Annotated in this window: 18 protein-coding genes; 8 read left to right on the forward strand and 10 right to left on the reverse strand. The window is 73.7% G+C overall.

The genetic code is table 11. The features are described from left to right. The first annotated feature begins 70 nt into the window (after positions 1 to 70). Complete coding sequence (gene glgX / locus ACIP4Y_RS09910; RefSeq protein WP_401390171.1) at positions 71 to 2,182, forward strand: glycogen debranching protein GlgX; 2,112 nt, start codon at positions 71 to 73, stop codon at positions 2,180 to 2,182. Positions 2,183 to 2,463: 281 nt separating this feature from the next. Further along, entirely contained in the window at positions 2,464 to 4,833 is a 2,370-nt protein-coding gene (gene treY, locus ACIP4Y_RS09915; protein ID WP_401390174.1) for a malto-oligosyltrehalose synthase, read from the forward strand. Positions 4,834 to 4,844: 11 nt separating this feature from the next. Here the strand turns inward: treY and ACIP4Y_RS09920 are convergent, their stop codons facing one another. After that, the gene (locus ACIP4Y_RS09920) at positions 4,845 to 5,780 is read right to left on the reverse strand and encodes a LysR substrate-binding domain-containing protein (protein WP_401390177.1); all 936 of its coding nucleotides are present in this window, start codon (positions 5,778 to 5,780) and stop codon (positions 4,845 to 4,847) included. 108 nt (positions 5,781 to 5,888) lie between these two features. On the opposite strand from ACIP4Y_RS09920, the gene lpdA reads away from it, so the two are divergent. After that, a complete protein-coding gene (gene lpdA / locus ACIP4Y_RS09925) occupies positions 5,889 to 7,358 on the forward strand; it encodes a dihydrolipoyl dehydrogenase (protein ID WP_401390180.1) in 1,470 nt (489 codons plus the stop codon). A gap of 137 nt (positions 7,359 to 7,495) precedes the next feature. Beyond that, positions 7,496 to 8,746 (forward strand): M14 family zinc carboxypeptidase, encoded by a 1,251-nt coding sequence (locus tag ACIP4Y_RS09930; RefSeq protein WP_401390183.1) that lies wholly within the window; start codon positions 7,496 to 7,498, stop codon positions 8,744 to 8,746. Between the two features lie 33 nt (positions 8,747 to 8,779). Here ACIP4Y_RS09930 and ACIP4Y_RS09935 read toward each other — a convergent pair whose 3' ends face one another. Both ACIP4Y_RS09935 and ACIP4Y_RS09940 read right to left on the reverse strand, forming a co-directional pair. Beyond that, on the reverse strand, positions 8,780 to 9,193 hold the full coding sequence (locus ACIP4Y_RS09935) for an SSI family serine proteinase inhibitor (protein ID WP_401390186.1): 414 nt from the start codon (positions 9,191 to 9,193) through the stop codon (positions 8,780 to 8,782). A gap of 104 nt (positions 9,194 to 9,297) precedes the next feature. Next, the gene (locus ACIP4Y_RS09940) at positions 9,298 to 9,849 is read right to left on the reverse strand and encodes a DUF1707 and FHA domain-containing protein (protein ID WP_358644755.1); all 552 of its coding nucleotides are present in this window, start codon (positions 9,847 to 9,849) and stop codon (positions 9,298 to 9,300) included. Positions 9,850 to 10,026: 177 nt separating this feature from the next. Between ACIP4Y_RS09940 and treZ the strand changes: the two genes are divergently transcribed. Further along, a complete protein-coding gene (treZ, locus tag ACIP4Y_RS09945; protein WP_401390191.1) occupies positions 10,027 to 11,772 on the forward strand; it encodes a malto-oligosyltrehalose trehalohydrolase in 1,746 nt (581 codons plus the stop codon). Positions 11,773 to 11,849: 77 nt separating this feature from the next. Here treZ and ACIP4Y_RS09950 read toward each other — a convergent pair whose 3' ends face one another. The 4 genes from ACIP4Y_RS09950 to ACIP4Y_RS09965 all read right to left on the reverse strand — a co-directional run bounded on the left by ACIP4Y_RS09950 (position 11,850) and on the right by ACIP4Y_RS09965 (position 15,816). Then, positions 11,850 to 12,788, reverse strand: a complete 939-nt coding sequence (locus ACIP4Y_RS09950; RefSeq protein WP_401390194.1) for a phosphotransferase family protein — start codon at positions 12,786 to 12,788, stop codon at positions 11,850 to 11,852. 53 nt (positions 12,789 to 12,841) lie between these two features. Then, the gene (locus ACIP4Y_RS09955) at positions 12,842 to 13,969 is read right to left on the reverse strand and encodes an aminopeptidase P family protein (RefSeq protein ID WP_401390196.1); all 1,128 of its coding nucleotides are present in this window, start codon (positions 13,967 to 13,969) and stop codon (positions 12,842 to 12,844) included. A 296-nt stretch (positions 13,970 to 14,265) separates the two neighbouring features. Then, entirely contained in the window at positions 14,266 to 14,826 is a 561-nt protein-coding gene (locus ACIP4Y_RS09960; protein ID WP_401390198.1) for a PDZ domain-containing protein, read from the reverse strand. A 123-nt stretch (positions 14,827 to 14,949) separates the two neighbouring features. Next, positions 14,950 to 15,816 carry a LysR family transcriptional regulator gene (locus ACIP4Y_RS09965; RefSeq protein WP_401390201.1) on the reverse strand — a complete coding sequence of 289 codons (867 nt, stop codon included), beginning with the start codon at positions 15,814 to 15,816 and terminating at the stop codon, positions 14,950 to 14,952. Between the two features lie 93 nt (positions 15,817 to 15,909). Between ACIP4Y_RS09965 and ACIP4Y_RS09970 the strand changes: the two genes are divergently transcribed. After that, positions 15,910 to 16,632, forward strand: coding sequence for a hypothetical protein (locus ACIP4Y_RS09970; protein ID WP_401390204.1), 723 nt, complete (start codon positions 15,910 to 15,912; stop codon positions 16,630 to 16,632). A gap of 13 nt (positions 16,633 to 16,645) precedes the next feature. On the opposite strand, the gene phsA is transcribed toward ACIP4Y_RS09970, so the two are convergent. Continuing rightward, the gene (phsA, locus tag ACIP4Y_RS09975) at positions 16,646 to 18,550 is read right to left on the reverse strand and encodes an O-aminophenol oxidase PhsA (RefSeq protein WP_401390207.1); all 1,905 of its coding nucleotides are present in this window, start codon (positions 18,548 to 18,550) and stop codon (positions 16,646 to 16,648) included. A gap of 114 nt (positions 18,551 to 18,664) precedes the next feature. Continuing rightward, positions 18,665 to 20,827, reverse strand: a complete 2,163-nt coding sequence (gene cyc2, locus ACIP4Y_RS09980; protein ID WP_401390210.1) for a germacradienol/geosmin synthase Cyc2 — start codon at positions 20,825 to 20,827, stop codon at positions 18,665 to 18,667. A 152-nt stretch (positions 20,828 to 20,979) separates the two neighbouring features. Between cyc2 and ACIP4Y_RS09985 the strand changes: the two genes are divergently transcribed. Beyond that, positions 20,980 to 21,807, forward strand: coding sequence for an alpha/beta fold hydrolase (locus ACIP4Y_RS09985; RefSeq protein WP_401390213.1), 828 nt, complete (start codon positions 20,980 to 20,982; stop codon positions 21,805 to 21,807). Next, positions 21,804 to 23,075: a cytochrome P450 gene (locus ACIP4Y_RS09990; protein WP_401390216.1), complete on the forward strand. Its 1,272-nt coding sequence runs from the start codon at positions 21,804 to 21,806 to the stop codon at positions 23,073 to 23,075. Before ACIP4Y_RS09985 ends, ACIP4Y_RS09990 begins: the two co-directional genes overlap by 4 nt. Here ACIP4Y_RS09990 and ACIP4Y_RS09995 read toward each other — a convergent pair. Further along, positions 23,046 to 24,251, reverse strand: a complete 1,206-nt coding sequence (locus ACIP4Y_RS09995) for a damage-control phosphatase ARMT1 family protein (RefSeq protein WP_401390219.1) — start codon at positions 24,249 to 24,251, stop codon at positions 23,046 to 23,048. The genes ACIP4Y_RS09990 and ACIP4Y_RS09995 overlap by 30 nt on opposite strands. Positions 24,252 to 24,262 lie beyond the last annotated feature (11 nt).

The following is a 24,262-nucleotide window of genomic DNA, read 5'->3' on the forward strand; positions in this document are numbered from 1 at the left end:
CCTCACTTTCGGACGAGACGCGGGGCCAACGCGGCCCCACCCGGACGGCACACCTGGGAGAGTCGTATCCATGCAGGTCTGGCCTGGAGAGGCGTATCCGCTCGGCGCCACCTATGACGGCGCCGGAACCAACTTCGCGGTCTTCACGGAGGCCGCGGACCGAGTAGAGCTGTGTCTGCTGCACGACGACGGCTCGGAGACGGCGGTGGAACTGCGCGAGAGCGACGCGTTCGTGCGGCACGCGTACGTGCCGGGCGTGATGCCGGGGCAACGGTACGGGTTCCGGGTGCACGGCCCGTACGACCCCGGGCGCGGGCTGCGCTGCAACTCGGCGAAACTGCTGCTCGACCCGTACGCGAAGGCGGTCAGCGGCTCGGTCCGGTGGGGCGAGGAGGTGTACGGCTACCACTTCGGCGCGCCGGACCGGCGCAACGACCTGGACTCGGCGCCGCACACCATGACCTCCGTGGTGATCAACCCGTACTTCGACTGGGGCGACGACCGCCCGCCGCGCACCGAGTACCACCACACCGTGATCTACGAGGCCCACGTCAAGGGCCTGACCATGCGTCACCCGGGGCTGCCCGAGGAGCTGCGCGGCACCTACGCGGCCCTCGCCCATCCGGCGATCATCGAACACCTGGTCAAGCTCGGGGTGACGGCGCTCGAACTGATGCCCGTTCACCAGTTCGTCAACGACCACCGGCTGGTCGACATGGGCCTGAACAACTACTGGGGCTACAACACCATCGGGTTCTTCGCCCCGCACAACGCGTACGCCTCCTGGGGCGACCGCGGCCAGCAGGTGCTGGAGTTCAAGTCGGCGGTCCGGGCGCTGCACGAGGCCGGGATCGAGGTCATCCTGGACGTGGTCTACAACCACACCGCCGAGGGCAACCACCTGGGCCCCACGCTGTCCTTCAAGGGCCTCGACAACCCGTCGTACTATCGGCTCGCGGACGATCCCCGCTACTACATGGACACCACGGGCACCGGGAACTCGCTGCTGATGCGGTCCCCGCACGTGCTCCAGCTGATCATGGACTCGCTGCGGTACTGGGTCACCGACATGCACGTCGACGGCTTCCGCTTCGACCTCGCGGCCACGCTGGCCCGGCAGTTCCACGAGGTGGACCGGCTGTCGTCGTTCTTCGACCTGGTGCAGCAGGACCCGGTGGTCTCCCAGGTGAAGCTGATCGCCGAGCCGTGGGACGTGGGCGAGGGCGGCTACCAGGTGGGCAACTTCCCGCCTCTGTGGACCGAGTGGAACGGCAAGTACCGCGACACCGTACGGGACCTGTGGCGGGGCGAGCCGCGCACGCTCGCGGAGTTCGCCTCCCGGCTGACCGGCTCCTCCGACCTCTACCAGGACGACGGCCGCCGGCCGCTCGCCTCCATCAACTTCGTCACCTGCCACGACGGCTTTACGTTGCACGACCTCGTCTCGTACAACGAGAAGCACAACAGCGCCAACGGCGAGGACAACCGGGACGGCGAGAGCCACAACCGGTCCTGGAACTGCGGGGCGGAGGGCGACACCGACGACGAGGAGGTGCTGCGGCTGCGCGCCCGGCAGATGCGGAACTTCATCGCCACGCTGATGCTGTCGCAGGGGGTGCCGATGATCAGCCACGGCGACGAGTTCGCCCGCACCCAGCGCGGCAACAACAACGCCTACTGCCAGGACAACGAGCTGTCGTGGCTGCACTGGCCGGAGTCGCTGGAGAGCGACCTGCTGGAGTTCACGCGCGCGATGGTGTGGCTGCGCCGCGACCACCCCGTCCTGCGCCGGCGCCGCTTTTTCCACGGCCGTCCGGTGGAAGGCACCCACGACGAGCTGTCCGACATCGCCTGGTTCACCCCGGAGGGCGGTGAGATGACGCAGCGGGACTGGAACTCGGCGCAGGCGTCCGCGCTGACGGTGTTCCTGAACGGCAACGCCATCTCCGAGCCCGGCCCGCGCGGGGAGCGCATCACCGACGACTCCTTCCTGCTGATGTTCAACGCCTCTGCCGAGCCGCTGGACTTCCTGGTGCCGGTCGACCACGGCCGGCAGTGGCAGGTGGTGGTCGACACGGCCCGGCCGGAGGGGGTGCCGCCGGGTACGGGCGAGAAGGTCGCGGCCGGGGACCGCATCACCCTGCCGGACCGCAGCCTCACGGTGCTGCAACGGCCGGCGTAGCGGAGTGCGCAGCGGGACGGCGCAGCCGCCCTGACGGGGCTGCGGCGTCCCGCACGCGCGCGTGCAGGACGTGCGGGCCACGTGGCCCGCACGCGCCTTACGACCACCGGACGGGTGACGCGCCGCGAACCCGATCCCGACCTCCTGGCCCGGTTCGAACCCGATCCCGACCTCCTGACCCGGTTCCGGTCCCGGGCCCCCGGCGCTCGCCGCGGGCACGCGTGTGGGTCCGTACGGGGAGCGATGACACAAAAGACGGCGAGCGGGGTACGTAGGTTCCCATGACTTCTGCGCGACCCGGACCGGCGGTGCCCACGGCCACCTACCGGCTGCAGCTCCAGCCCGCGTTCCCGTTCGCCGCCGCCGAAGCGGCCGTACCGTACCTGGCGTCGCTCGGCGTCTCGCACCTGCATCTGTCCCCGGTCCTGGAGGCCGTCCCGGGCTCCGCGCACGGCTACGACGTCGTGGACCACGCGCGCGTGCGCGAGGAGCTGGGCGGCGAGGAGGGGCTGCGCGCGCTGGCGCGCACCGCGCGGGAGCACGGCCTCGGCCTGGTGGTGGACATCGTCCCCAACCACATGGCGGTGTCGCCCCGGCACAACCGCGTCCTGTGGGAGGTGCTGCGCGAGGGGCCCGGATCGCCGTACGCACGCTGGTTCGACATCGACTGGGAGGCGCAGGGCGGCCGGGTGCTGCTGCCGGTGCTCGGCGGCCCGATCGGCTCGCAGCTGGCGCACCTGGTGGTCGACGGCGACGTGCTGCGCTACCACGACCACGTCTTCCCGCTCCGCCCCGGCACCGAGCACCTGCCGCTGCCCGAGCTGCTGGACGCCCAGTGGTACCGCCCGGTGTGGTGGCGGCTGGCCCGTACCGAGCTGAACTACCGGCGGTTCTTCAGCATCTCGGAGCTGATCGGGCTGCGGGTGGAGGACCCGGAGGTGTTCGAAGCCACCCACGGCACGATCCTGCGGCTGCTGGCGGAGGGCGTGGTCGACGGGCTGCGGATCGACCACCCCGACGGACTCGCCGACCCCGACGGCTACCTGGCGCGGCTGCACCAGGCGACCGGCGGGCGCTGGACGGTCGTGGAGAAGATCCTGGCCGACGGCGAGCACCTGCCGGCCTCCTGGCCCGTCGCGGGCACCACGGGCTACGACGCCCTGCGGCACGTCGACGGCCTGTTCACGGACCGCACCGGGGCGTACGAACTGCTGGGCCGATACCGGGCGTTCGCGGCGCCGCAGACGGACCGGGGCGGCAACTGGGAGGCCACGGTCCGGCGCGCCGCGTACAAGGTGCTCACCCACGAACTGGCCACCGAGACGGACCGGCTCACCCGCGTGGCCGCCCGGCTGTGCGCCGCCTCGCCCGACCTGTCGCTGCGCGACCGCGCGCCCTGGGCGCTGCGCACGGCCGTGGAGGAGCTGCTGGTGCGGATGCGGGTCTACCGGCCGTACGCCTCCGGTGACGCCGCCGCCGTGATCACCGAGGAGGCCGCCGAGGAGGCCCGGCTGGCGTTCGTGGTGCCGGAGGAGGCCGAGGCCGTCGGCATCGTGCGCCGGCTGCTGGTCGAGCCGCCCGGCGACCCGTCGGCGCGGGACCACGCCGACCGGGTGGAGTTCCGCACCCGGTTCGCGCAGACCGCGTCGGCGCTGCGGGCCAAGTCGGTGGAGGACACGGCGTTCTACCGCTATGTGCCGTTGCTGTCGACGGCCGAGGTGGGCGGCGATCCGGGCAGTCCGGGCGTGACGCCGGAGGAGTTCCACGCGTACTGCGCGCGCGTGCAGCGCGACTGGCCGCTCACCGGTACGGTCGTCTCCACGCACGACACCAAGCGCAGCGCGGACGTGCGCGCCGCGCTGGCGGTCCTCACCGAGTGCCCGGACCGCTGGTCGGCGTTGCTCGCCGAGGTGAGCCTGGCCGAGGAGGGCGCGCCGGACGGGCAGCTGGCCTGGGCGGCCTGGCAGACGGTGTTCGGGCTGGGCCCGGCCGAGGAGGAACGGGTTCAGCAGGCGCTGCTGAAGCACGTGCGCGAGGCGGGCATGTACACCAGCTGGACGGAGCAGGAGCCGCCGTACGAGGAGGCGGTGGCGGCGTTCGTCGCGGCCGGGCCGTGCGGGCCGTCCGGCGAGCGCGTGGCCGCGTTCCGCAAGGCGCTGGAGCCGCAGGTCCGGGCCAACGTCCTCGGCACCGCGCTGGTCCATCTGACGATGCCGGGGGTACCGGACGTGTACCAGGGCTCGGAGGGCGAGTACCGGGCGCTGGTGGACCCGGACAACCGGCGGCCGGCGGCGTACCCGCCGGAGGTGCCCGGCGAGAAGGACGCGCTGACGGCGGCGGCGCTGCGGCTGCGCGCCCGGCGGCCGGACGCGTTCGGCGCGGAGGCGTCCTACGACCCGCTGGCCGCCGAGGGCCCGGCGGCCGAGCACTGCCTGGCGTTCGCGCGCTCCGGTGAGGTGGTCACGGCGGTGACCCGGCTGTCGCTGCGGCTCGCGGAGGCGGGCGGCTGGCGGGAGACGCGGCTGCCGCTGCCGCCCGGCCGCTGGGCGGACGTGCTCACTCCGGGACGGGAGTTCACCGGCCACGCGCGCGTGGCGGACCTTCTGGACCGGCTCCCGGTGGCGCTGCTGGAGCGGGTCGCGGAGGACTGAGGGGCCGCGGGTCAGGTGGCCGGTACGGCGGGCAGCTCGCAGTCGTCGTACGGCCCAGGGGCCCGCAGAGCCGGCCAGGCGGCGCACAGGAGGTCCACGAAGGCCGCGGCGGCCCCGGTGGGCGGCACGCGCGCGTAGACGGCCAGGGTGCGCTTCCAGGGCGGGTCGGGGGTGAGGACCACGCAGTCCTCGCCGACGGCGCCGCGCACGATGTGGGCGGGCGCGGCGCACACCCCGACGCCGGCGGCGGCCATCCGTACGGCCGTGGAGGTGTGCTCGGTCCATACGGCGGTCCGGGGCCGGAACCCGGCCTTCGCGCAGGCCCAGTCGAGGAAGCGCTCGCCGTGCACGACGGGTTCCATGGCGCAGCGGATCCACGGGTGGTCGGCGAGCTCCGGGAGCGTGACCGTCGTGCGGCCCGCGAGGCGGTCGTCGAAGGGCACGACGAGGACGACGTCCTCCTCACCGACGGGCACGACGGTGCCGGACCGGCCGGCGGGCTCGGGGCCGACGGCGAGGTCGGCGGTGCCGCGCTGCACGGCCTCCTCCAGGGCCTCGGCGGTGGCGAACTCGTGCAGGCGCAGCAGGACCCTCGGGTGGGCCGTGCGCCAGCGGGCGAAGACGTCGGGCAGGGCGCCGACCGCGATGGAGTGCAGGGCCGCGACATGCAGCTCGCCGCCCTCGGCGCCGACGGTGGCGCGGGCCGCGCGGCGGGCCTGCGCGGCGCTGCGGACGGCGAGTTCGGCGTGCGGCAGGAAGGCGCGGCCCATGGGGGTGAGGCGCACGCCCCGGGGCAGCCGCTCCAGCAGGGCGCCGCCGACCGACTTCTCCAGCGCCTTGATCTGGTGCGAGAGGGCGGGCTGGGTGACGTGCAGGGCGTCCGCCGCGCGCGTGAACGACGCCTCCTGGACGACCGTCACGAAGTACTCCATCTGGCGCAGGCTCAACTCCCCGTCCCCTCTCCGTCCGCATGGTCCACCCATGAAGACCCTGCATGGATTCCACAACAACATTGCCTTGGACTCATGACAAGGGGTGGACGGAAGGTGGATGCCATGACCATCGATACGGGCATCCATACATTCGACGTGATCGTCATCGGCGGCGGCACCGGCGGCTACAGCACCGCCCTGCGCGCCGCCGCACTCGGGCTGGACGTCGTCCTGGTCGAGCGTGACAAGGTCGGCGGGACGTGTCTGCACCGGGGCTGCATCCCGAGCAAGGCGATGCTGCACGCCGCCGAGCTGGTCGACGGGATCGCCGAGGCCCGCGAACGCTGGGGCGTGAAGGCGTCCGTGGACTCCGTCGACTGGGGGGCGCTGGTCGCCACGCGGGACGACATCGTGGCGCGCAACCACAAGGGCGTGGAGGCGCATCTCGCGCACGCGGGCGTGCGGGTGGTGCGGGGCAGCGCGCGGCTGACGGGAACGCGCACGGTCCATGTGGAGGGGGTGCGCGCGGACGACGCGCCGGGCGCGGGTGGTGCTCTCACACCGGGCGTGCAGGATCTCACCGCGCGCCGTGGGATCGTTCTCGCGACCGGTTCACGGCCGCGCACGCTCCCGGGGCTCGCACCGGACGGGCGGCGCGTGGTGACCAGTGACGACGCCCTGTTCGCGCCGGGGCTCCCGGCGTCCGTCCTGGTCCTGGGCGGCGGCGCGATCGGCGTGGAGTACGCCTCCTTCCACCGGTCCATGGGCGCGGAGGTCACCCTGGTGGAGGCCGCCGACCGGATCGTGCCGCTGGAGGACGCCGATGTGAGCCGGCACCTGACACGCGGTCTGAAGAAGCGCGGGATCGACGTGCAGGCGGGCGCCCGGCTGCTGGACGCGGAGCTGCTGGAGCACGGCGTACGCGCGCGCGTGCGCACCGCGCGGGGCGAGACCCGGACGGTGGCGGCGGACCGGCTGCTGGTGGCCGTCGGCCGGGCGCCGGTCACCGAGGGGCTGGGCCTGGCCGCGGCCGGGCTGACGACGGACGAGCGGGGGTTCGTCGTACCGGCGGACTGGAACCGGCTGGAGACGGCCGTGCCGGGCGTGCACGTGGTCGGCGACCTGCTGCCGGCGCCCTCGCTCGGCCTCGCCCACGCCTCCTTCGCGGAGGGCCTGCTGGTGGCCGAGACGCTGGCCGGGCTGCCGTCGGCGCCGGTGGACTACGCGGCCGTGCCCCGGGTGACGTACTCCGCGCCGCAGACCGCCTCGGTGGGACTGACCGAGGCCGGGGCACGCGCGCGCGGGCACGAGGTCGACGTCAGCACGATGCCGCTGACCGCCGTCGCCAAGGGCATGGTGCACGGGCAGGGCGGCCTGGTGAAGGTCGTGGCGGAGGCCGGCGGCGGGCAGGTGCTCGGCGTGCACCTGGTCGGCCCCCACGTGTCGGAGATGATCGCCGAGAGCCAGCTGATCGTCGGCTGGGACGCCGAGCCCGCGGACGTCGCCCGGCATGTGCACCCGCACCCCACGCTGTCGGAGGCGGTGGGCGAGGTGTTCCTGACACTCGCGGGACGCGCTCTGCACCAGCAGTGAACCCACGGAACGCAGTGGCCCGTACGGGGGCGGGCCCCTGCGTCCGGGCGCCCCCGGGAGCCTCCGCCGCCGCATGCTTGACAGTTGCCCCGTCGCGTGCGGGACTGGGAGGGCGAAGCCGGGCGGACAAGTCGGGGGTGAGTCCACTGCCGGAGCTGCGCTATCCCAGCGTTCCCGAACTGGTCGCCTCCGCTCAGGGGTTGGCGGCGCAGGAACCCGGGTTGTGCGCGCTGCGTCAGGTGGGCGTCTCGCGCGCGGGAAGACCCTTGCACCTGCTGTCGGTGGGGCACGCCCGCCGTGCGGTGCTCGTGGTGGCGGGCGCGCACGCCAACGAGCCGACGGGCGGCTCCACCCTGCGGGTGCTTGCCGAAAGAGTGCTGGCGGAGCGCGAGTTGCGGACGGGCACCTCCTGGCACTTCCTGCTGTGCGCGGACCCGGACGGCGCGAGTCTGCACGTCACCCCGGCCCCGCGCAGTCTGCTCGACTACCACCTCGGCTTCTACCGGCCGACGGGCGCGGAGCAGCCGGAGTGGTCGCCCTCGGTGCTGCCGCCGGACCGGCTGCCGCCCGAGACGCGGGCACTGACCGGGGTGATCGACGAGCTGCGCCCGTATCTCCAGGTGACGTTGCACGGCACCGACCTGGGCGGCAGCTGGGTGCAGTTGACCAAGGACGTGCCGGGTCTCGCCGAGCCGTTCGCCAAGTCCGCGGCGGAACTGCACATCCCGGTGGAGACGGGGGCCTCGGACGCGGCGGGCTGGCCGGCCTCCGGCCCCGGGGTGCACGTGATGCCCGGTCCCGAGTCCGGCGTGGCGTATCCGAGCATGCCGGACGACGCCCGGCACAGCACCTGGTACCACGCCCACCGGTACGGCGGTCTGACGGCCGTGGTGGAGGTGCCGATGTGGGCCAGCGACCTGGTGGACGACCCGGCGCCGCACCCGGCACCGGCGGCGGCCATGCGGCGGCTGGCCGCGCGGCTGCTGCGGGACGCGCGGGAGGTGGAGCGGATCCTCGCCGAGGCGCTGCCCCGGCTGGAGGGCGTGGACGGGCCGCTGCTGCGGGCCGCGCGGTGGGCACTGGAGCTGATCCCGGGCCTGGCCGAGGACTGGACCCACACCTCCCCGGCGGGCACGACGATGGCCTACGTCGGCAGCGTGGACGCCTTCGGGCGGCGGCTGCCGCTGCGGGCGGCGGCGATGCTGCTGCGGGTGCTGCGGGAGACGGACGACCGGGCGGCACCCCGCCTGGAGCAGCTCGTGGCGACCTGGTGCGACGCCTTCGCGGAGCGCTTCAGGGCCCGCTGGGTGCCGTTGGAGCACCAGGTGGAGCATCAGTCCCGGACGGTGCTGGTGGCGGCGCAGCAGGCACGCGAGCAGGCGTGGTGAGCCGGCCCGCACCGCCCGGCCGTGGAGCGCCGGTCAGTCGTCCAGCGTGAAGACCGACCCCGTGCGCGCCCTCATGACGCACATGCTGGTGTACGTCTCCCGGAAGTCGACCGACCGGCCGTTCCAGCGCCCGCGCGCGTGGACGGTCACCGGCGCGAAGATCATCGGGCAGAAAACGTCCGCGGCCGGGATGCGGCTGATGTCTCCGCCGGCGGCGGACAGGTCGGCGCACGCCTCGGTCGCGTGCGCGTGCCCCAGGGGCGGGTCGCACAGCAGCAGCGTGCCGCGGGTGTCGGAGGACCGGGCATCGCCCTTGGTGACCGCCAGGTAGAGCCAGGTGCCCGGGAGCATGTCACGGGAGGCGGCCCGGGCCGGGCCCGCGGTGAGAAGGCCGGCGGCGGCCAGCAGGGCGCCTGCCGCCGCTGCCGCTCTGGTGAGGTACGTCATACCCGTTCCATCGGCACGGCGGCCCGGCTTCCGCAGTGGGGCTCACCCGATCGGGAGGGGACGCGCGCGCGATCGGGATCCAGTTCGAACGGGATCGGGCGGGGTCAGCCGGTCGCGAGCCGGAACGCCGCCCGGCCGAAGGCCACCTGGTCGCCCTCGCGGACGACGACCGCCCCGATCACGCGGCGGCCGTTGACGGTGGTGCCGTTGGTGGAGCCGAGGTCCCTGAGGATCCACAGGCCGCCCTGACGGCGGAGTTCGGCGTGCACGCGGGAGACGGTCTCGTGGTTCAGGCGCAGCCCGTTCGCGGGGTCGCGGCCGATGCGCAGCGGGTGGGTGTGCGACGGGTGCGGCAGCAGCAGCTTGGGCAGCCGCTCGGCCTGCCAGGCGCGGCGCAGCCGCACGGTGAACCCGGAGACGGCCTCCACGGTGCCGAGGACCGCGCGGGAGAACCGGTTCTCCCGGGGCAGGTCGGCGACGAGGGCGGCGAGTTCGTCGGAGCGGCGCGCGGCGAGCGCCAGCTCCATGCGGCGCACGAACGTGTCGTGCGAGAGCCGGCCCAGGGCGACGCCGTCGCGCAGCACCTGCAGCGCCTTGTCCCGCTCCGCGTCGGACAGGCGCGCGGGGTAGGTGGAGAACTCGAAGGACGACGTCACGCTGGTGATTGTCGGGCAGTGAACCCCGGGTGTCCAGAAATCACGGAATCGGTGCCGGTGTGGGGGTACTTCCGCGACACCTGCCGCCAAAGGGCGAATTCGAAAGCGCATTGATCGTCCGGAACGGCACGATGGACACGCGGGACATCACGGTGAGCAGACGAAGGGGAACCGTCCGTGCAGTTCGAGGTGTGGGCACCGCAGGCAGACCGAGTGACGCTTCATTGCGAGGGCACCACGCGCGCGTTGGCGCGTGATCCCGCGCGCGAGGGGTGGTGGACGGGCGAGGCGGAGGCGCAGGACGGCGCGCGGTACGGGTTCGCGCTGGACGACGGGCCCGTACTGCCCGACCCGCGCTCGCGCCGCCAGCCGGACGGCCCGGACGGGCTGAGCGCGGTCGTGGACCACGGGCGCCACGCGTGGCGCGCGCAGTGGCCGGGGCGCGGGCTGCCGGGCGCGGTGCTGTACGAGCTGCACGTGGGCACGTACACCCGCGAGGGCACCCTGGACGCCGCCGCGGCCCGGCTGGAGCACCTGGTGGAACTGGGCTTGACACATGTGGAGTTGATGCCGCTGTGTCCCTTCCCGGGGCGGCACGGCTGGGGGTACGAGGGCGTGTCGCTGTGGGCGGTGCACGAGCCCTACGGCGGTCCCGAGGCACTGAAACGCTTCGTCGACCGGGCGCACGAGCTCGGGCTGGGCGTCGTCCTGGACGTCGTGCACAACCACTTGGGCCCGTCGGGCAACTATCTGCCGCGGTTCGGGCCGTACTTCACGGACACGCACACCACCCCGTGGGGCTCGGCGGTGAACCTGGACGCGCCCGGCTCGGACGAGGTGCGCGCGTTCCTCGTGGGCAGTGCGCTGGCGTGGCTGCGGGACTACCGGATCGACGGGCTGCGGCTGGACGCGGTGCACAGTCTGTACGACACGCGCGCGTGCCACTTCCTCGAGGAGCTGTCGGCGGCCGTGGACGGCCTGGCCGACGAGGTGGGCAGGCCGCTGTTCCTGATCGCCGAGTCGGACCTGAACAACCCGCGGTTCATCACCCCGCGCGCGGAGAACGGCCTCGGCCTGCACGCGCAGTGGAACGACGACTTCCACCACGCCCTGCACACCGCGCTGACCGGTGAGTCGCAGGGCTACTACGCCGACTTCGCGCGGGACCCCTTCGGCGCGCTCACCAAGACGCTCACCGGCGGCTACTTCCACGACGGCACCTACTCCAGCTTCCGGGGCCGTGGTCACGGCCGGCCGCTGGACCGCGCGCGGGTGGCCGGGCACCGGCTGCTGGGCTACAGCCAGACCCACGACCAGGTCGGCAACCGCGCCCAGGGCGACCGGCTCTCCGCCCGCCTCTCCCCCGGCCTGCTGGCCTGCGCGGCCACGCTGACGCTGACCGCGCCGTTCACGCCGATGCTGTTCATGGGCGAGGAGTGGGCGGCGAGCACGCCCTGGCAGTTCTTCACCGACCACACCGACGCCGAGCTGGCCGAGGCGGTACGGCGAGGCAGGCGGCGGGAGTTCGCCTCGCACGGCTGGGCCGAGGAGGACGTACCCGATCCGCAGGACCCGGCGACCCGGGAACGGTCCTGCCTGGACTGGTCGGAGCCGCAACGCGAGCCCCACGCGCGCGTGCTGGCCTGGTACCGCCGGCTCATCGCGCTGCGCCGGGAACAGCCCGACCTCACCGACCCGGACCTCGCCGACACGAAGGTGGCGTACGACGCGGACGCCCGCTGGCTGGCCTTCCGGCGCGGGGACGTACGGGTGGCGGTGAACCTGGGCCGGCAGGAGGCGGCGATCCCGCTGGGCACCGGCCGGGTGGAGGTCCTCGCGGCCTGGGACCCGGTAGGGGCACCGGGCCAGGACGGGCTGCTCCAGGTGCCCGGGGAGTCGTGCGTGGTGCTGACACAGCCCTGAGGCGCCCTGTGGCCCGCGCAGGACCTTGCGGTCTGCCCGCGGTCCGGGACAGGGCCCTGCGGGGCTCTGGGGCCGTGTCAGGGCTCCGGCTCGTCCTCCTGGAAGTCCGTCACCCGCTCCAGCAGGATCGGCTCCCAGGCGCGCCGCAGCTGGGTGCGCAGCAGGGACAGGGAGCCGCCGGTGCGGCCCTCCAGGTGGTCGGTGAGGCGGATGACGGTGTCGCAGCGGGCCAGCCACAGGCCGCGCAGGCAGGGGCGGGCGCCGTAGCCGGCGAGGGTGGCGGCCCGGACGGCAGCCGGGGAGCCGACCGCGACGGCGAGTCCGGCGATGTCCTCGGCGGGGTCGCCGAGGGCCGCAGCGGTCCAGTCCAGGATGCCGCGCACCCGGCCGTCGGCGCTGACCACCACGTGCGCGCCGGTCAGCCCGTGGTGGGTCAGGACGGCGGTACCGGGCTGCGCGGCGAGCTGGGCCGCGCCGGGCGGGGTCAGCTGCTGCAGCCGGGCGGCCTCGAACTCGTCGGCGGCGGCGAGCCGTTCGGCCGCGTGCACGGCCATCCGGCGCAGCGCCTCCAGGGAGCGCGGCGCCGTGCGCGGCACGCCGAGCGCCTCCGCCTGGCGTGCGGGGACCGCGCGCAGCCCGCTCAGCAGGCCTGCCAGATCGGCCTCGCCGACGGCGGAGACGTCGTACTCGTCGGCCGTGCCGCCGGGCACCCGGGTGTCGAGCGTGTAGGCGAGGCCGGGCGCCCAGTCGCCGTGCGCGACGCTGGTCGGAACGGCGACGGGCACATGCGGGCGGACCAGGTCGCGCAGGCGCAGTTCCCGGCGGCGGCGGACGGAGGCCTCGCGGTCGGGCGCGAGGCGCAGCACATGGCGGCTGCCGATCCACCAGGTGTGCTCGCGCTCCTCGGTCACGGGCCGCACATCGGGTCCCCCGGTGCCGTCGCCGCCGCCCTCCTCGAGCAGCGAACGGACCAGTCTGCGGACGGTTCCCGCGGTGGGTGTCGGTGCCTGGGTCATGGGTCGCACGTCGCCGTTCCGGGTGTCGTCGTGAGTGGGTCTCCTCGGTCCTCTCAGTCCACTATGACCATCTCACGGCTGGTGTTGTTGAGGCGGCGGCCACCGTCCTCGGTCACCGTGACGATGTCCTCGATGCGCACCCCGAAGCGGCCGGGCAGGTAGACGCCGGGCTCCACGGAGAAGCACATGCCGGGCACCAGCGGCTGCTCCTCGCCCTCGATCATGTACGGCGGTTCGTGCGTGGTGACGCCGATGCCGTGCCCGGTGCGGTGGATGAAGTACTCGCCGTACCCGGCGTCCGCGATCACCGCGCGGGCGGCGCGGTCGACCTCCTGGCAGGCCGCGCCCGGGCGTACGGCCTGGAAGCCGGCCTCCTGGGCGGCGCGCACGACGTCGTGGACCCGGCGCTCCTCCTCGGTCGGCTCGCCGACGTGGACCGTGCGGGTGGTGTCGGAGCCGTAGCCGTCCTTCAGGCCGCCGAAGTCGAGGACGACCATGTCGCCGGGCCGGATGACGCGGTCCCCGACCTCGTGGTGCGGGTTGGCACCGTTCGGGCCGGAGCCGACGATCGTGAAGTCGACCTGGGAGTGGCCGAAGCGGCGCAGCAGGCCGGCGAGGTCGTGGCCGACGTCGGACTCGCGGCGGCCGGCGAAGGGAACCTTCCGGATCGCCTCGAACGTTGCGTCGGCAGCCGCTCCCGCGGCTGCCAGGAGTTCCAGCTCGGCCGCGTCCTTCACCGCGCGGAGCATGGGCAGGGCGTCGGTGAGGGAGGCGTAGGAGGTGTCGGGCAGGGCCCGCTGGAGGCCCAGCAGGTGCATCGCCCAGGTGTTGTCGCTGATACCGAACCGGCCGCGGTCGGCGAGGAGGCCGGCGGTGACGGCGTAGGGGTCCTTGCCGTCGGTCCAGTCGCGCAGGGTCAGCGCGGTGGCACCGGCCGCCTGCCCGGCGTCCGGGGCCTCCAGGGTGGGCACGACGAGCACGGGGTCCCGGCCGGGGGCGAGGACCAGCACGGTGAGCCGTTCCGTGACCGCGGTGGGCGTGTAGCCGGTGAGCCACACCATGTCCGGCCCCGGGGCCACGAGGAGCCCGGCGAGGCCGGCGTCGGCGGCGGCGCGCGCGGCGCGCTCCATGCGGGCGCTGTAGTCGGCGGCGGTGAAGGGCGCGGGCGTGGTACCGGTCATCCGGGCCTCCGGGCACGGGTGAGGAAACGGGGCGACGGCGTCTCGGGCAGCATCCTGCCCGCCCGGGCGGGGCGACGCGAGCCGGTCCCGCGGTCCGGTGTCCCGCGGTCCGGGGGGAAGCGGCTCGGCATGGGCCCATGATGACGCGCGGGACGGACGGTGACCAGCGGGTTTCCCGGTGTGTACGAGACGGCAGGCGCCGGTGCCATGGGCCCGCGGCCGGCTTCCCGGTGTCGCTCCTGCCTCGGCACCCGGTCCTCCGGAGGCGGTCCGGCCCCGGGCGGGGCGCGGCTCGGTCAGATCACCACCGCGGGGGTCACCGTCAACTGCTGGTAGCCGCCGCTGCTGTGGCGCACGGTGAGGAGCAGCGCCTTTCCGGGCCGGGCCCGGGTGACGGCGCGGGCGAGGTCGGCGGCGGTGTCGACGCGGGCCGCGCCGAGTTGCAGCACGACGTCCCCGCGGACCAGGCCGGCCGCGTAGCCGGGGCCGGGCACGTGCACGCCCACCACCAGTGCGCCCGCCTTCTCCGCGTCGACGGCCTCCACGCCCAGTGTCGCGCCGGGCTCGGCCGGGGCGGGGGCGGAGGTGGCCGCGGGGGCGGCGTCGGCCGAGGGGGCGGGCGGGGCCTTGCGCTGCAGCTCGGCGAGTCTGCTCATGCCGATCACCGTGGCCCCGACCGTGCCGATGCCGACGCCGGAGAGCATTAGCACCATGCCGGCGCACAGGCCGAACAGCAGGGTCCGCAACCGCCGTCCGCGCCGGGGCGCGGCATGCGGCCGGCGGGCGGGGCCCGGGGTCCCGTCCTCCCGCCGGTCCTGACCTGGCATCGGCTTGGGCCGCAACGCAGTCTGTTCCATGGTTCGCTCGCCTCCGGCTGGTGCTCTACCCGGGGCGACGGTCCGCGACGAGACACGAACGAGTGAGAATGGCCGAAGGGTGGCCGAGGGTAGTCATGGCCGTGGGCGTGACCCGCACCGCCGTCACCCTCCGTCCACCAGCCGCCGCATCACCTCCGCCGCCGCGCCACCGGGGCTGCCGCTGTGGAGGAGTTCGGTGCGGTGGACGAGGCGGGGGGCGGTGAGGGGGACGGCGGTCGTGCCGGGGTGGGCCGTGGCTGCCGAGCGGGGCAGCAGGGTGAGGCCGTGTCCGGCGGCCGTGAGGGCGGTGAGGGTGCGGACGTCGGTGCCCTCGTAGCGCAGGGCGGCCCGGAAGGCGCCGCCGGCGGTCGCGGTGCGCAGGTGGGCGAGCGGGAGGGCCGCGTCGGGCGCGTCGAGCCAGCGGGCGTCGCGGAGGTCGCCGAGGCGCAGGCCGGGGCGGGCGGCGAGGGGGTGTCCGGCTGGCAGCAGGACACTGACGGGCTCCTCGGCGACGCCGTACGTGGTCAGCGGTGCCACGTCGGGCAGCCGCAGCGGATCGCTCGGCGCGGCCAGCCCGTCGACGAGGCCCAGGTCGGCGGTGCCGGTGGCGACGGCGGCGGGGATCTCCGCGCGGGTGAGGACGCGCAGGGTGACGCCGGCCGGCGGGAGCGCGCCGAGGACGGCGGGGCCGAGCGCGGTCGCGGTGGTGACGAGGGTCAGGCCGTGCTGGGGCGCGGCGGCCATGCGGACGACGTCGGCGCGGGCCGCGTCGAGCCGCAGCAGCAGCGGACCCGCGTGCTCGAGCAGCCGCTCGCCCGCGGCGGTGGGCGCTACCGGCCGGCGGGTCAGCAGGGGCGTGCCCAGGTCCTGTTCGAGGGCGGCGATGTGCTGGGAGACCGCGGACTGGGTGTAGCCCAGCTCGCGCGCGGCCTCCGAGAAGGAGGCGAGACGCGCCACGGTGACGTACGTGTGCAGCAGATGCGGGTCCATGCCGCCCAGCATCCCACTGCATCAGGGATGCTTATCGACCGTGCACAAACCATCGTTGGACGTGAACGGCCCGGCATACCGAGGATGGTGGCCATGACGAACACAGCCACCCTCGCCCTCGTCGGGGACCGCTCCCCGCACGTCGTCTCGCACACCCGCGTCCCGCTCCTGCTGGACGCCCTGGCCGCCCGCGACCGGCTGGTCCTGGACGCGTACTGGATCCCCTCGCAGGACGCCGAGGACGAGGGCGCGGTGCGCGGGTTCGACGCCGTGTGGGTGCTGCCGGGCAGCCCGTACCGCGGCGAGGCGGGTGTCCTCGCGGCGGTGCGCACCGCACGCGAGGAGGGCATCCCCTTCCTGGGCACGTGCGGCGGCTTCCAGCACGCGCTGCTGGAGTACGCCCGGAACGTGTGCGGGCTGACCGGTGTCGCGCACGCCGAGAACGACCCGGCCGCCGCGGATCCGCTCATCGAGCCGCTGGCCTGCTCGCTGGTGGGCCACGAGGCCGCGGTGACGATCGAGCCCGGCTCGCTGGCCGCGTCGGTGATCGGCTCGGCGCGCACGGTGGAGCGGTACTTCTGCGCCTACGGCCCCTCCCGCCACCTCGACACGCTCCGCGCCCACGGGCTGCGGTTCTCCGGCCACGACGAGGACGGTCATGTCCGGATGGCCGAGCTGCCCGGCCATCCGTTCTTCCTGGCCTCGCTGTTCCAGCCCGAGCTGGCCGGCGACGGCTCCCACCCGCACCCGATGATCCGGGCACTGGCGCGAGCCGCGGTCGAGCACGCGGCGGCCCGGGCCGCCCTGCCGGTGTGACCCTCGCCCGGCCTCAGCCCGTGTGGCCCTCGCCGTGGCCGCCGTGCGCCCCGCCGTGGTCGAACCTCAGGGCCTCGGGCGGCATGACGACGAAGGGCCGCATCATGCCCATGTCCTCGTGCTCCAGCAGGTGGCAGTGGTACATGAACCGGCCGTACGCGCCGTCGAAGCGGCCCATGACCCGCAGCATCTGGCTGCCCGGGACCCGGAAGACGTCCTTGTGGCCGCGCTCGTTGGGCGCGAGCGGGATCGTCGTCGCCGCGTCGTAGCGGATCGGGGTGCGGGTGCCGCCTGCCGCCGGGTCGAAGCCGGAGACGTCGTAGGCGTCCCGGCCCAGCAGCTGGAAGTCGGCCAGGTGGATGTGCATGGGGTGGACGACGGGCCCCAGGTTGAGGAAGCTCCACTGCTCGTGGCTGCCCTCGCCGATCGTGAAGCCGAGCCCGTCGTTGAACGTCCGCGCGGTGCGCCGGTACGTCTTCGTGGTGCCGTCGGGTCCGGTGATCTGGACGATGCCGTCGGCCGGGAGCTGGAGACCGGCGGTGTCCTGGACCTCGGTCATCTCCCATATCTCCGGGTGCCCGCCGGCGCCCTTGGCGGGGGGCGGGGTGAGCAGGATCAGGCGGTGGCCGTGCGGGATGTCGTGGGTGAGGCGGCGGAAGGAGCCGGAGAGCACCTCGGGCAGTTCGAAGGTGTCCTCCTCACAGCTCTCGCCGACCCGGAACTCCAGCACAGGCGGGCAGGGCACGTCTCCGGCCGGGTCGGGCACGCCCGCCGGCTGGTTCGGGCCCTTGTTGACCAGGCGGAGCGTCCGTCCGGCCAGCCCGCGAAAGTCCACCAGCAGGTCGAAGCGCTCGGCCGGCGCGGCGGTCAGGGCGGGCAGCTCCGCGTCGAAGTCGACCGGCACCGGGCGCGGCAGCAGGCCGCCGTCGCTGCCGATCTGGTGGACGGTCCCCGGCACCGGCTCGCCGTCCTCGTCGATCAGGACGAGCTCGAAGATGCGCGCGTTGGAGGCGTTGACCAGCCGGAACCGGTACCAGGCCGGGTCCACGTCGGCGTACGGCCAGATACGGCCGTTGACCGTGGTGTACGGGCCGGTGAACGGGGCGGAGACCGGCTTGCCCGTCTCCGGGTTGCGCTGCTGGACGACCACCGTCTTGTGCAGCAGCCGGCCGTTGAGGCGGCCGTCCTCGTCGGTGTCGAGGTTGCGGTCGGCGATGAGGAGCGGGATCTCCCGCTCGCCGGAGGGCAGGTGGAGGGCGTCCTCCTCGTCGTCCCTCACCAGGTAGGTGCCGTACAGGCCCGACATCACGTTCCACCGGGTGATGTTCATCGCGTGGTCGTGGTACCACCACTGGGCCGCCTGGTGGTCGTTCGGGTACTCCGACAGCTGGGCGTCGCCGGAGCCCACGGCGTTGTCCGCCCAGCCGTCGTTGCCGCCGCCGGTCTGCGCGCCGTGCAGGTGGGTCACCGACCAGGCGGGCAGGGCGGCGACGTCCTTGTTCGGCTCGACGCCCTCGCGGCCGGGCTCGGTGGTGGCCTGCGGGCGGCCGTCGGTGCGCAGCGGCACCTCCACGGAGGTGACCGGGTACTCGCTGTCCTTGGGGATGCGGTTGGTCCAGGCGATGCGGACCCGCCGGCCGCGCCGCACCTCGATGGTCGGGCCCGGGACGTGTCCGTCGTAGCCCCACATCAGGGTCGGCGGCAACTGCGGGTGCAGGCGCACCCAGGCCGGGCGCAGGGCGACCTCGGTCTCGCGCAGGACGTCGCCGGCGGCGGGCCGCAGGACCGGTGGCACGGTCAACGGCGCGATGTACGGCGTCAGTCCGTAGGTCCCGGGCGCCGTCTCGGGCGTCCTCTCCCGCTCCCCTGCGCCGGCCCCCGTGGTCTCTCCGGTGAGCCTCTCGATGGTCTCGGTCAAGGCCGAACACCCCCGTGTGTTCGTGGTCCGTTGTTCCCCTTACTCCACAAGACTCCCGAGGACTCACCGAAGTTCCCTGAATGCCCGATTCCGGACGAGAAGATTCGGCGACCGTCAGCCGAGCGCCAGGGCGGGCACGGCGGGTGCCCGGTCGGGCAGGAAGCCGTGGGCGCGGCGGCCGAGCCACTCGGCCTTGTAGCGGTCGACGTTCCGGTGCCAGTGCAGGATGCCGGCCAGCCAGTTCTGCAGGTCGAGCACATAACCGTCCATGGCGGCCCGTGCCTCCTCCGAGAGCCGGAAGTCGTCGTAGAGGACCGGCAGTTCGTGTGCGATCACGTGCTCGAACTGCTGCATGCGCTGGGTCGTCAGGTCGTGGACGACGGCGAGCGCGGCCGCATAGTCCACGCCGAAGAAGTTCTGCACGACCAGGACGGCGTTGTGGATCTCGCCCTCGTACTCGATCTCCTTCTGGTACGAGAAGATGTCGTTGAGCAGGCACGCGTAGTCGATGGCGGAGTTCTCCAGCGAGCGCACCGGACCACTGCGGTACACCTCCGGCGGGACCGCCGGTCCGTGGCCCATGCGGCACATGCTCAGGGTGAGGTCGGAGCCGAAGGTGGCGCGGCGCATCTCCAGGTAGTCGACCGGGTCGGGGATGCGGTTCTGAAGCTGGTTGGACAGCTCCCACACCCAGCTCTCGGTCATCACGTCCACGGACGCCTTGAGGGTGCGCCGCTGGTCGGCGGTCATCGCGGCCGTGGTGCGCGTCCAGAGGTCGATCAGCCCGCGTTCCATGGCGTTGCCGGGGACGACGGCCGGCTCGCCCTCGACCGGCATGCACTGCGACAGCCGGGCCGTGGTCAGCCGGGCGGCGGCCAGGTCCCTGCGGTGGCCGTACACGAGCGGGTAGTAGTCGTCGCCGTAGGTTCCCCAGGCGAGCCACTGCGCGCTGAGGTCGAGGGCCTCCGGTGTGGCGTCCGGGTCCAGGCCGGCGGAGCACAGCGCGAGGTCGTACGCGGCGAGCTTGTCCTCGTCCCAGACGCCCTCCTGGAGGATGCCCATGTGGTGGCACCAGTCGACGAGGCGGCCGCGGGCCCGGTCGAGGTGGGGGCTGAGCCGGAGCCGGTAGGGCATGTACAGGTCGGGGATGCGGGACGGGCCGACCTTCTGGTACGGCACGTGCGAGTAGGCGCGCAGGCGATCCTGGGCGGCCGAGGCGAGGAGCGCACCGATGTCGGCGGCGGAGGTGCCGGGGCCGCTCCTCAGCTGCCAGGGCGAGCCGGACCGCGCGCCCTTGTTCATGTAGCGGCTGGAGCGCAGGTGCCATTCGTGGCCGCCGGACTGCCAGTCCTGGAGTCCCTTGGTGTAGGCGGCGATCGCGGCGGCCTCACCGGGCGTCAGTCCCTTCTCCAGGGCGACGGCCGGGACTTCGGTCAGCGCGGTGTGCTCGAACTGGTGCAGCCGGGAGGTGAGGACGTCGTTGACGGTGTCGGCGGCCTCCTGTGTGGTGCAGCCGAAGAACTTCTCCAGGACGAGCACGCCGTTGCTGTTCTCGCCCTCGTCCTCGACCTCGCGCTGGTAGGAGAACAGGTCGTTGCGCAGGTGGACGGCGTCGGAGAACGTCTCCATGAGGACGCGCAGCGGCCGGGTGCCGGCGACCGCGGCGGGTACCTCGGCGGTCGCGTACTCCACGAGCCCGGCCGACCAGGGGGCGCCGCCGACCTTGCGGCGCATCTCGATGTACTCCACCGGATTGGCGATCCGCCCCTCGTTGATGTTGGACAGCTCCCACATCGACTCGTTGAGCAGGTGCTCGGTGGCGACGGAGAAGCGGCGGCGCCAGTCCACGGACATCGACGGCACCGTCCGCGCCCACAGGTCCTTCAGCCCGGCCTCCACCGGATTCTCCGGTTCCGGCACGGGGGTGGCGAGGTCGAGCGGCATGAACAGCGGCAGGCGGTCCAGGTGCGCCTTTCCGGCGGCGCGGTCCTGGGTGCGCTTGTACATGTCGAGGAAGTGGTCGTCGAAGAAGAACACCCACACGTACCAGTCGGTGATCAGCGAGAGAGCGGGTCCGTCGCAGTCGGGGTGGGTGTAGGCGCACAGGAGGCCGTAGTCGTGCGCCTCCAGGTCGGCCTGTTCCCAGATTCCGGAGCCCTCCAGCATGCCCATCTCCCGGGCCCACGCGGTCGAGTGGGCCCGGGCCTCCTCCAGGTGCGGGTTGAGCCGCGCGGGGTACGGCATGTAGAAGTGCGGGAGTTCGAACGGCTGCGTCATGGCCGGGCACTACCCGGGGTCCCCGACCCCCATCCGCCCGGGAGCACATGATCACACCATCGCGTGAACCGCCCGCGAAACCTGGAACTCCGGTGGGGGGTTGTGGCGTTGGCTCCCTTGCCGTGCCCGCGCGCGGGGGCCACGGTAGGCGCATGACCTCCTTCCCTCTGCCCCATGAGGTGCACGGCGACGGCGCCCACAAGGTGTTCGCCGTGCACGGCTGGTTCGCCGACCGGTCCGCCTACGCGGCCGTCCTGCCGGACCTCGACCGCACGTCCTTCAGTTACGCGCTGGTCGATCTGCGCGGGTACGGCGAGGCCCGGGACGCCACGGGCGCGTACACGACGGCCGAGGCGGCCGTGGACCTGGTGGAGCTGGCGGACCGGCTCGGCTGGGAGCGGTTCTCGGTGATCGGGCACTCCATGGGCGGCGCGGTGGCGCAGCGGCTGCTCGCCGTGGCCCCGCACCGGGTGCGCCGGATCGCCGGTGTCTCGCCGGTGCCCGCCTCGGGCATGCCGCTGGCCGGTGAGCAGGCGGCGCTGTTCGCGGACGCGGCGCACCGGACGGAGAACCGGCGCGCGATCATCGACGTCACCACCGGTGGCCGGCGGCCCGCCGCCTGGCTGGACCGGATGGTCGGCCGCTCGCTGGAGCGCAGCGACCCCAAGGCGTTCCGGGCCTGGCTGGACTCGTGGGCGGGCGAGGACTTCACCGCCGACGTCGTGGGCAGCGAGGTGCCGGCGCTCGCCGTGGCCGGCGCGCTCGATCCGGCGCTGTCGCCGGAGGTCATGCGGCAGACCTGGATGACCTGGTACCCCCGCGCGCGGCTCGCCGTGCTGTCCGGCGCCGGCCACTACGCCATGGACGAGACCCCGCTGGAGCTGATCCGTACCGTCGAGGACTTCCTGCGGGAGGACGCGGCGGAGGGGGCGGAAGAGCCGGACCGGGCGGCCGGGGCGCACGCGGGCGAGCCGGCGTGAGCGTGCGCGCGGCGCCGCCGGTCCCGGACGTCTTCGACCCCCGCCGGTACGCCACCGGTATCCCGTACGACGACTACCGCGTGCTGCGCGACCACCATCCGGTGGCCTGGCAGGAGGAACCGGAGGTGCTGGGCTGGCCGGCCGGGCCCGGCTTCCGGGCGGTGACCCGGCACGCGGACGTCGTACGCGTGCTGAAGGACGCGGGGACGTACTCCTCGTACGCCGGCGCGACCCAGATCCGGGACCCCGACCCGGAGGATCTGCCGTTCATCCGGCGGATGATGCTCAACCAGGATCCGCCCGCGCACGGGCGGCTGCGCCGGCTGGTGAGCCGTGCCTTCACGCCGGGGCGCGTCGACCGGTTCGCGGCGGTCGCCCGGGAGCGGGCGCGCACACTGCTCGCAGGCGCCCTGGAGGCCGCGCGGGAGGGGGACGGCACGGTGGACCTGGTGGCCGCCGTCACCGACGAGTACGCCCTGCTGAACCTGGCGGATCTGCTGGGCGTCCCGGAGAGCGACCGGCTGCTGCTGCTGCACTGGACGCAGCGGGTCATCGGCTACCAGGATCCGGACGAGGCCGGTCCGCCGGTGCTGGACGGGGCGGGGAGGCCGGTGAATCCGCGGTCGCCGGCGATGTTGCGCGACATGTTCGCATACGTTCGGCAGTTGGCCGTATACAAAAGACGGTATCCCGTCGACGACATCCTGACGACACTCGCCCACGACACCGAACTCGTCGACGGTGAACTGGAGATGTTCTTCTTCCTGCTCACCGTGGCGGGCAACGACACCGTCCGCAGCGCGGCCCCGGGCGGCCTGCTGGCCCTGGCCGAGCACCCGGAGGCGTACGAGCTGCTGCGCGCCGGAGTCGTCGGTATACCGTCTGCCGTCGACGAGCTGCTGCGCTGGCATCCGCCCGTACTCACCTTCCGCCGCACGGCCGTACGGGACACCGAGCTGGCGGGCCGCGAGATCCGGGCCGGCGACAAGGTCGTCGTGTTCCACGCCTCGGCCAACCGGGACGAGCGGGTCTTCACCGCTCCGGACCGGCTCGACCTGGCCCGCTCCCCCAATCCGCACGTCTCCTTCGGCGACGGCCCGCACGTGTGCCTCGGCGCCCACTTCGCGCGGTTGCAACTGCGGCTGCTGCACGAGGAAGTGCTGCGCGTCCTGCCACGGCCGCCGCGGCTCGCGGGACCGCCCCGGCGACTGGTGTCGAACTTCATCAACGGCATCAAGTCACTGCCGCTGCACCTGCACCTCGCCTGACGGATCGACCTGGATGAGCGCGTGTGTGCCGCCCGTCCGCCAGCTCTGTCCTTCCGCCGTCACCAGTGCGGCCTCGGTCGCGGTCGTGAGCCCGGTGATCACATCGGACTTGAGGGTGCGCAGCGCGGCGACCGGGCCTGGGAAGTAGGCGGTCGTCTCCCGGAAGGGCGTGGTGGGCGGCCAGAGCCGGTCGCCCACCAGGCGGCGGTAGTTGAGGTCGCCCTTGACGACGGTCAGGGTGGCCGCCGCGAACTCGGCGCGCAGGTCGTCGGGCATCGCGGCGTAGGGCAGCGGGGCGCAGGAGAAGGGATGGGCACGGACGGTGAGCCGTCCGTCGGCCATGGCCGACCAGAGCATCCGCCCGTACTCGGCGGCCGCGCCGGAGGCCGCGCACAGCCGGTGCAGGGCGTCGACCACGTCGGCGGTGGTGGCGTCGGAGACGTAGTACGGGTACGGCTTGACGTGCAGGACGGCCCGTGCGGCCCGGCCTTCGGTGAGGAGGTGGGCGATCAGCAGGAGGTCGGGGACGAGTTCGCGGCCCGCGTTGTCCGCGACGAGCACGAGCGTGCCCGTCCCGCCGGGCGGCAGCAGCGACCAGAGGGTCTCGCTGTCGTCGGCGACCAGCGCGGGGGCCGGGTCCCGGTGCTCGGCGCCCGCGGCGGAGAGCCGGAAGCCGAGGTCGGCGCGGTTGCCCCACAGCGAGCCGTGCAGCAGCGCCCGGGCCCGCTCCTCCTCCGGCAGGTCGCGCAGGCCGTCCAGGGCGGCGAGTTCCTCGTCGGTCTCGGGGGCGTCGAGTTCGGCGCGTTTGAAGGGGCGGAAGGGGTCGATGCCCTGCCAGGCGCCCGGGCCGAACCAGCCGACGGCGTCCAGCAGCCGGCGGTAGAAGTAGCTCTCGGACCACAGCCACGGCACGTCGTACCAGGACCGGCCGGCGTACTCGGCGAGGCCCCAGCCGTGCCACCGGTCCCGGTCCGGTGCGTCGGCGGGGAGCGGTTCGACCGTGCCCTGGGTGCAGCTCTTCAGCAGCTCGTCCAGGGCCGTGTGCTGCCCGGGGCCGTAGGGGAAGGCCTCCCGTACCTGCCGGATGATCGCCGGGTGCCGCTCGGCCAGCACGCTGTGCGGGAAGGAGCCGGGTTCGTTGCCGAGGATCACGGGTGCGAAGGGGGTGTCGGGCATGTCCGTCACGG

This window comes from Streptomyces sp. NPDC088810 (assembly GCF_044750305.1).
In the GTDB taxonomy this organism is placed as follows: Bacteria; Actinomycetota; Actinomycetes; order Streptomycetales; family Streptomycetaceae; genus Streptomyces.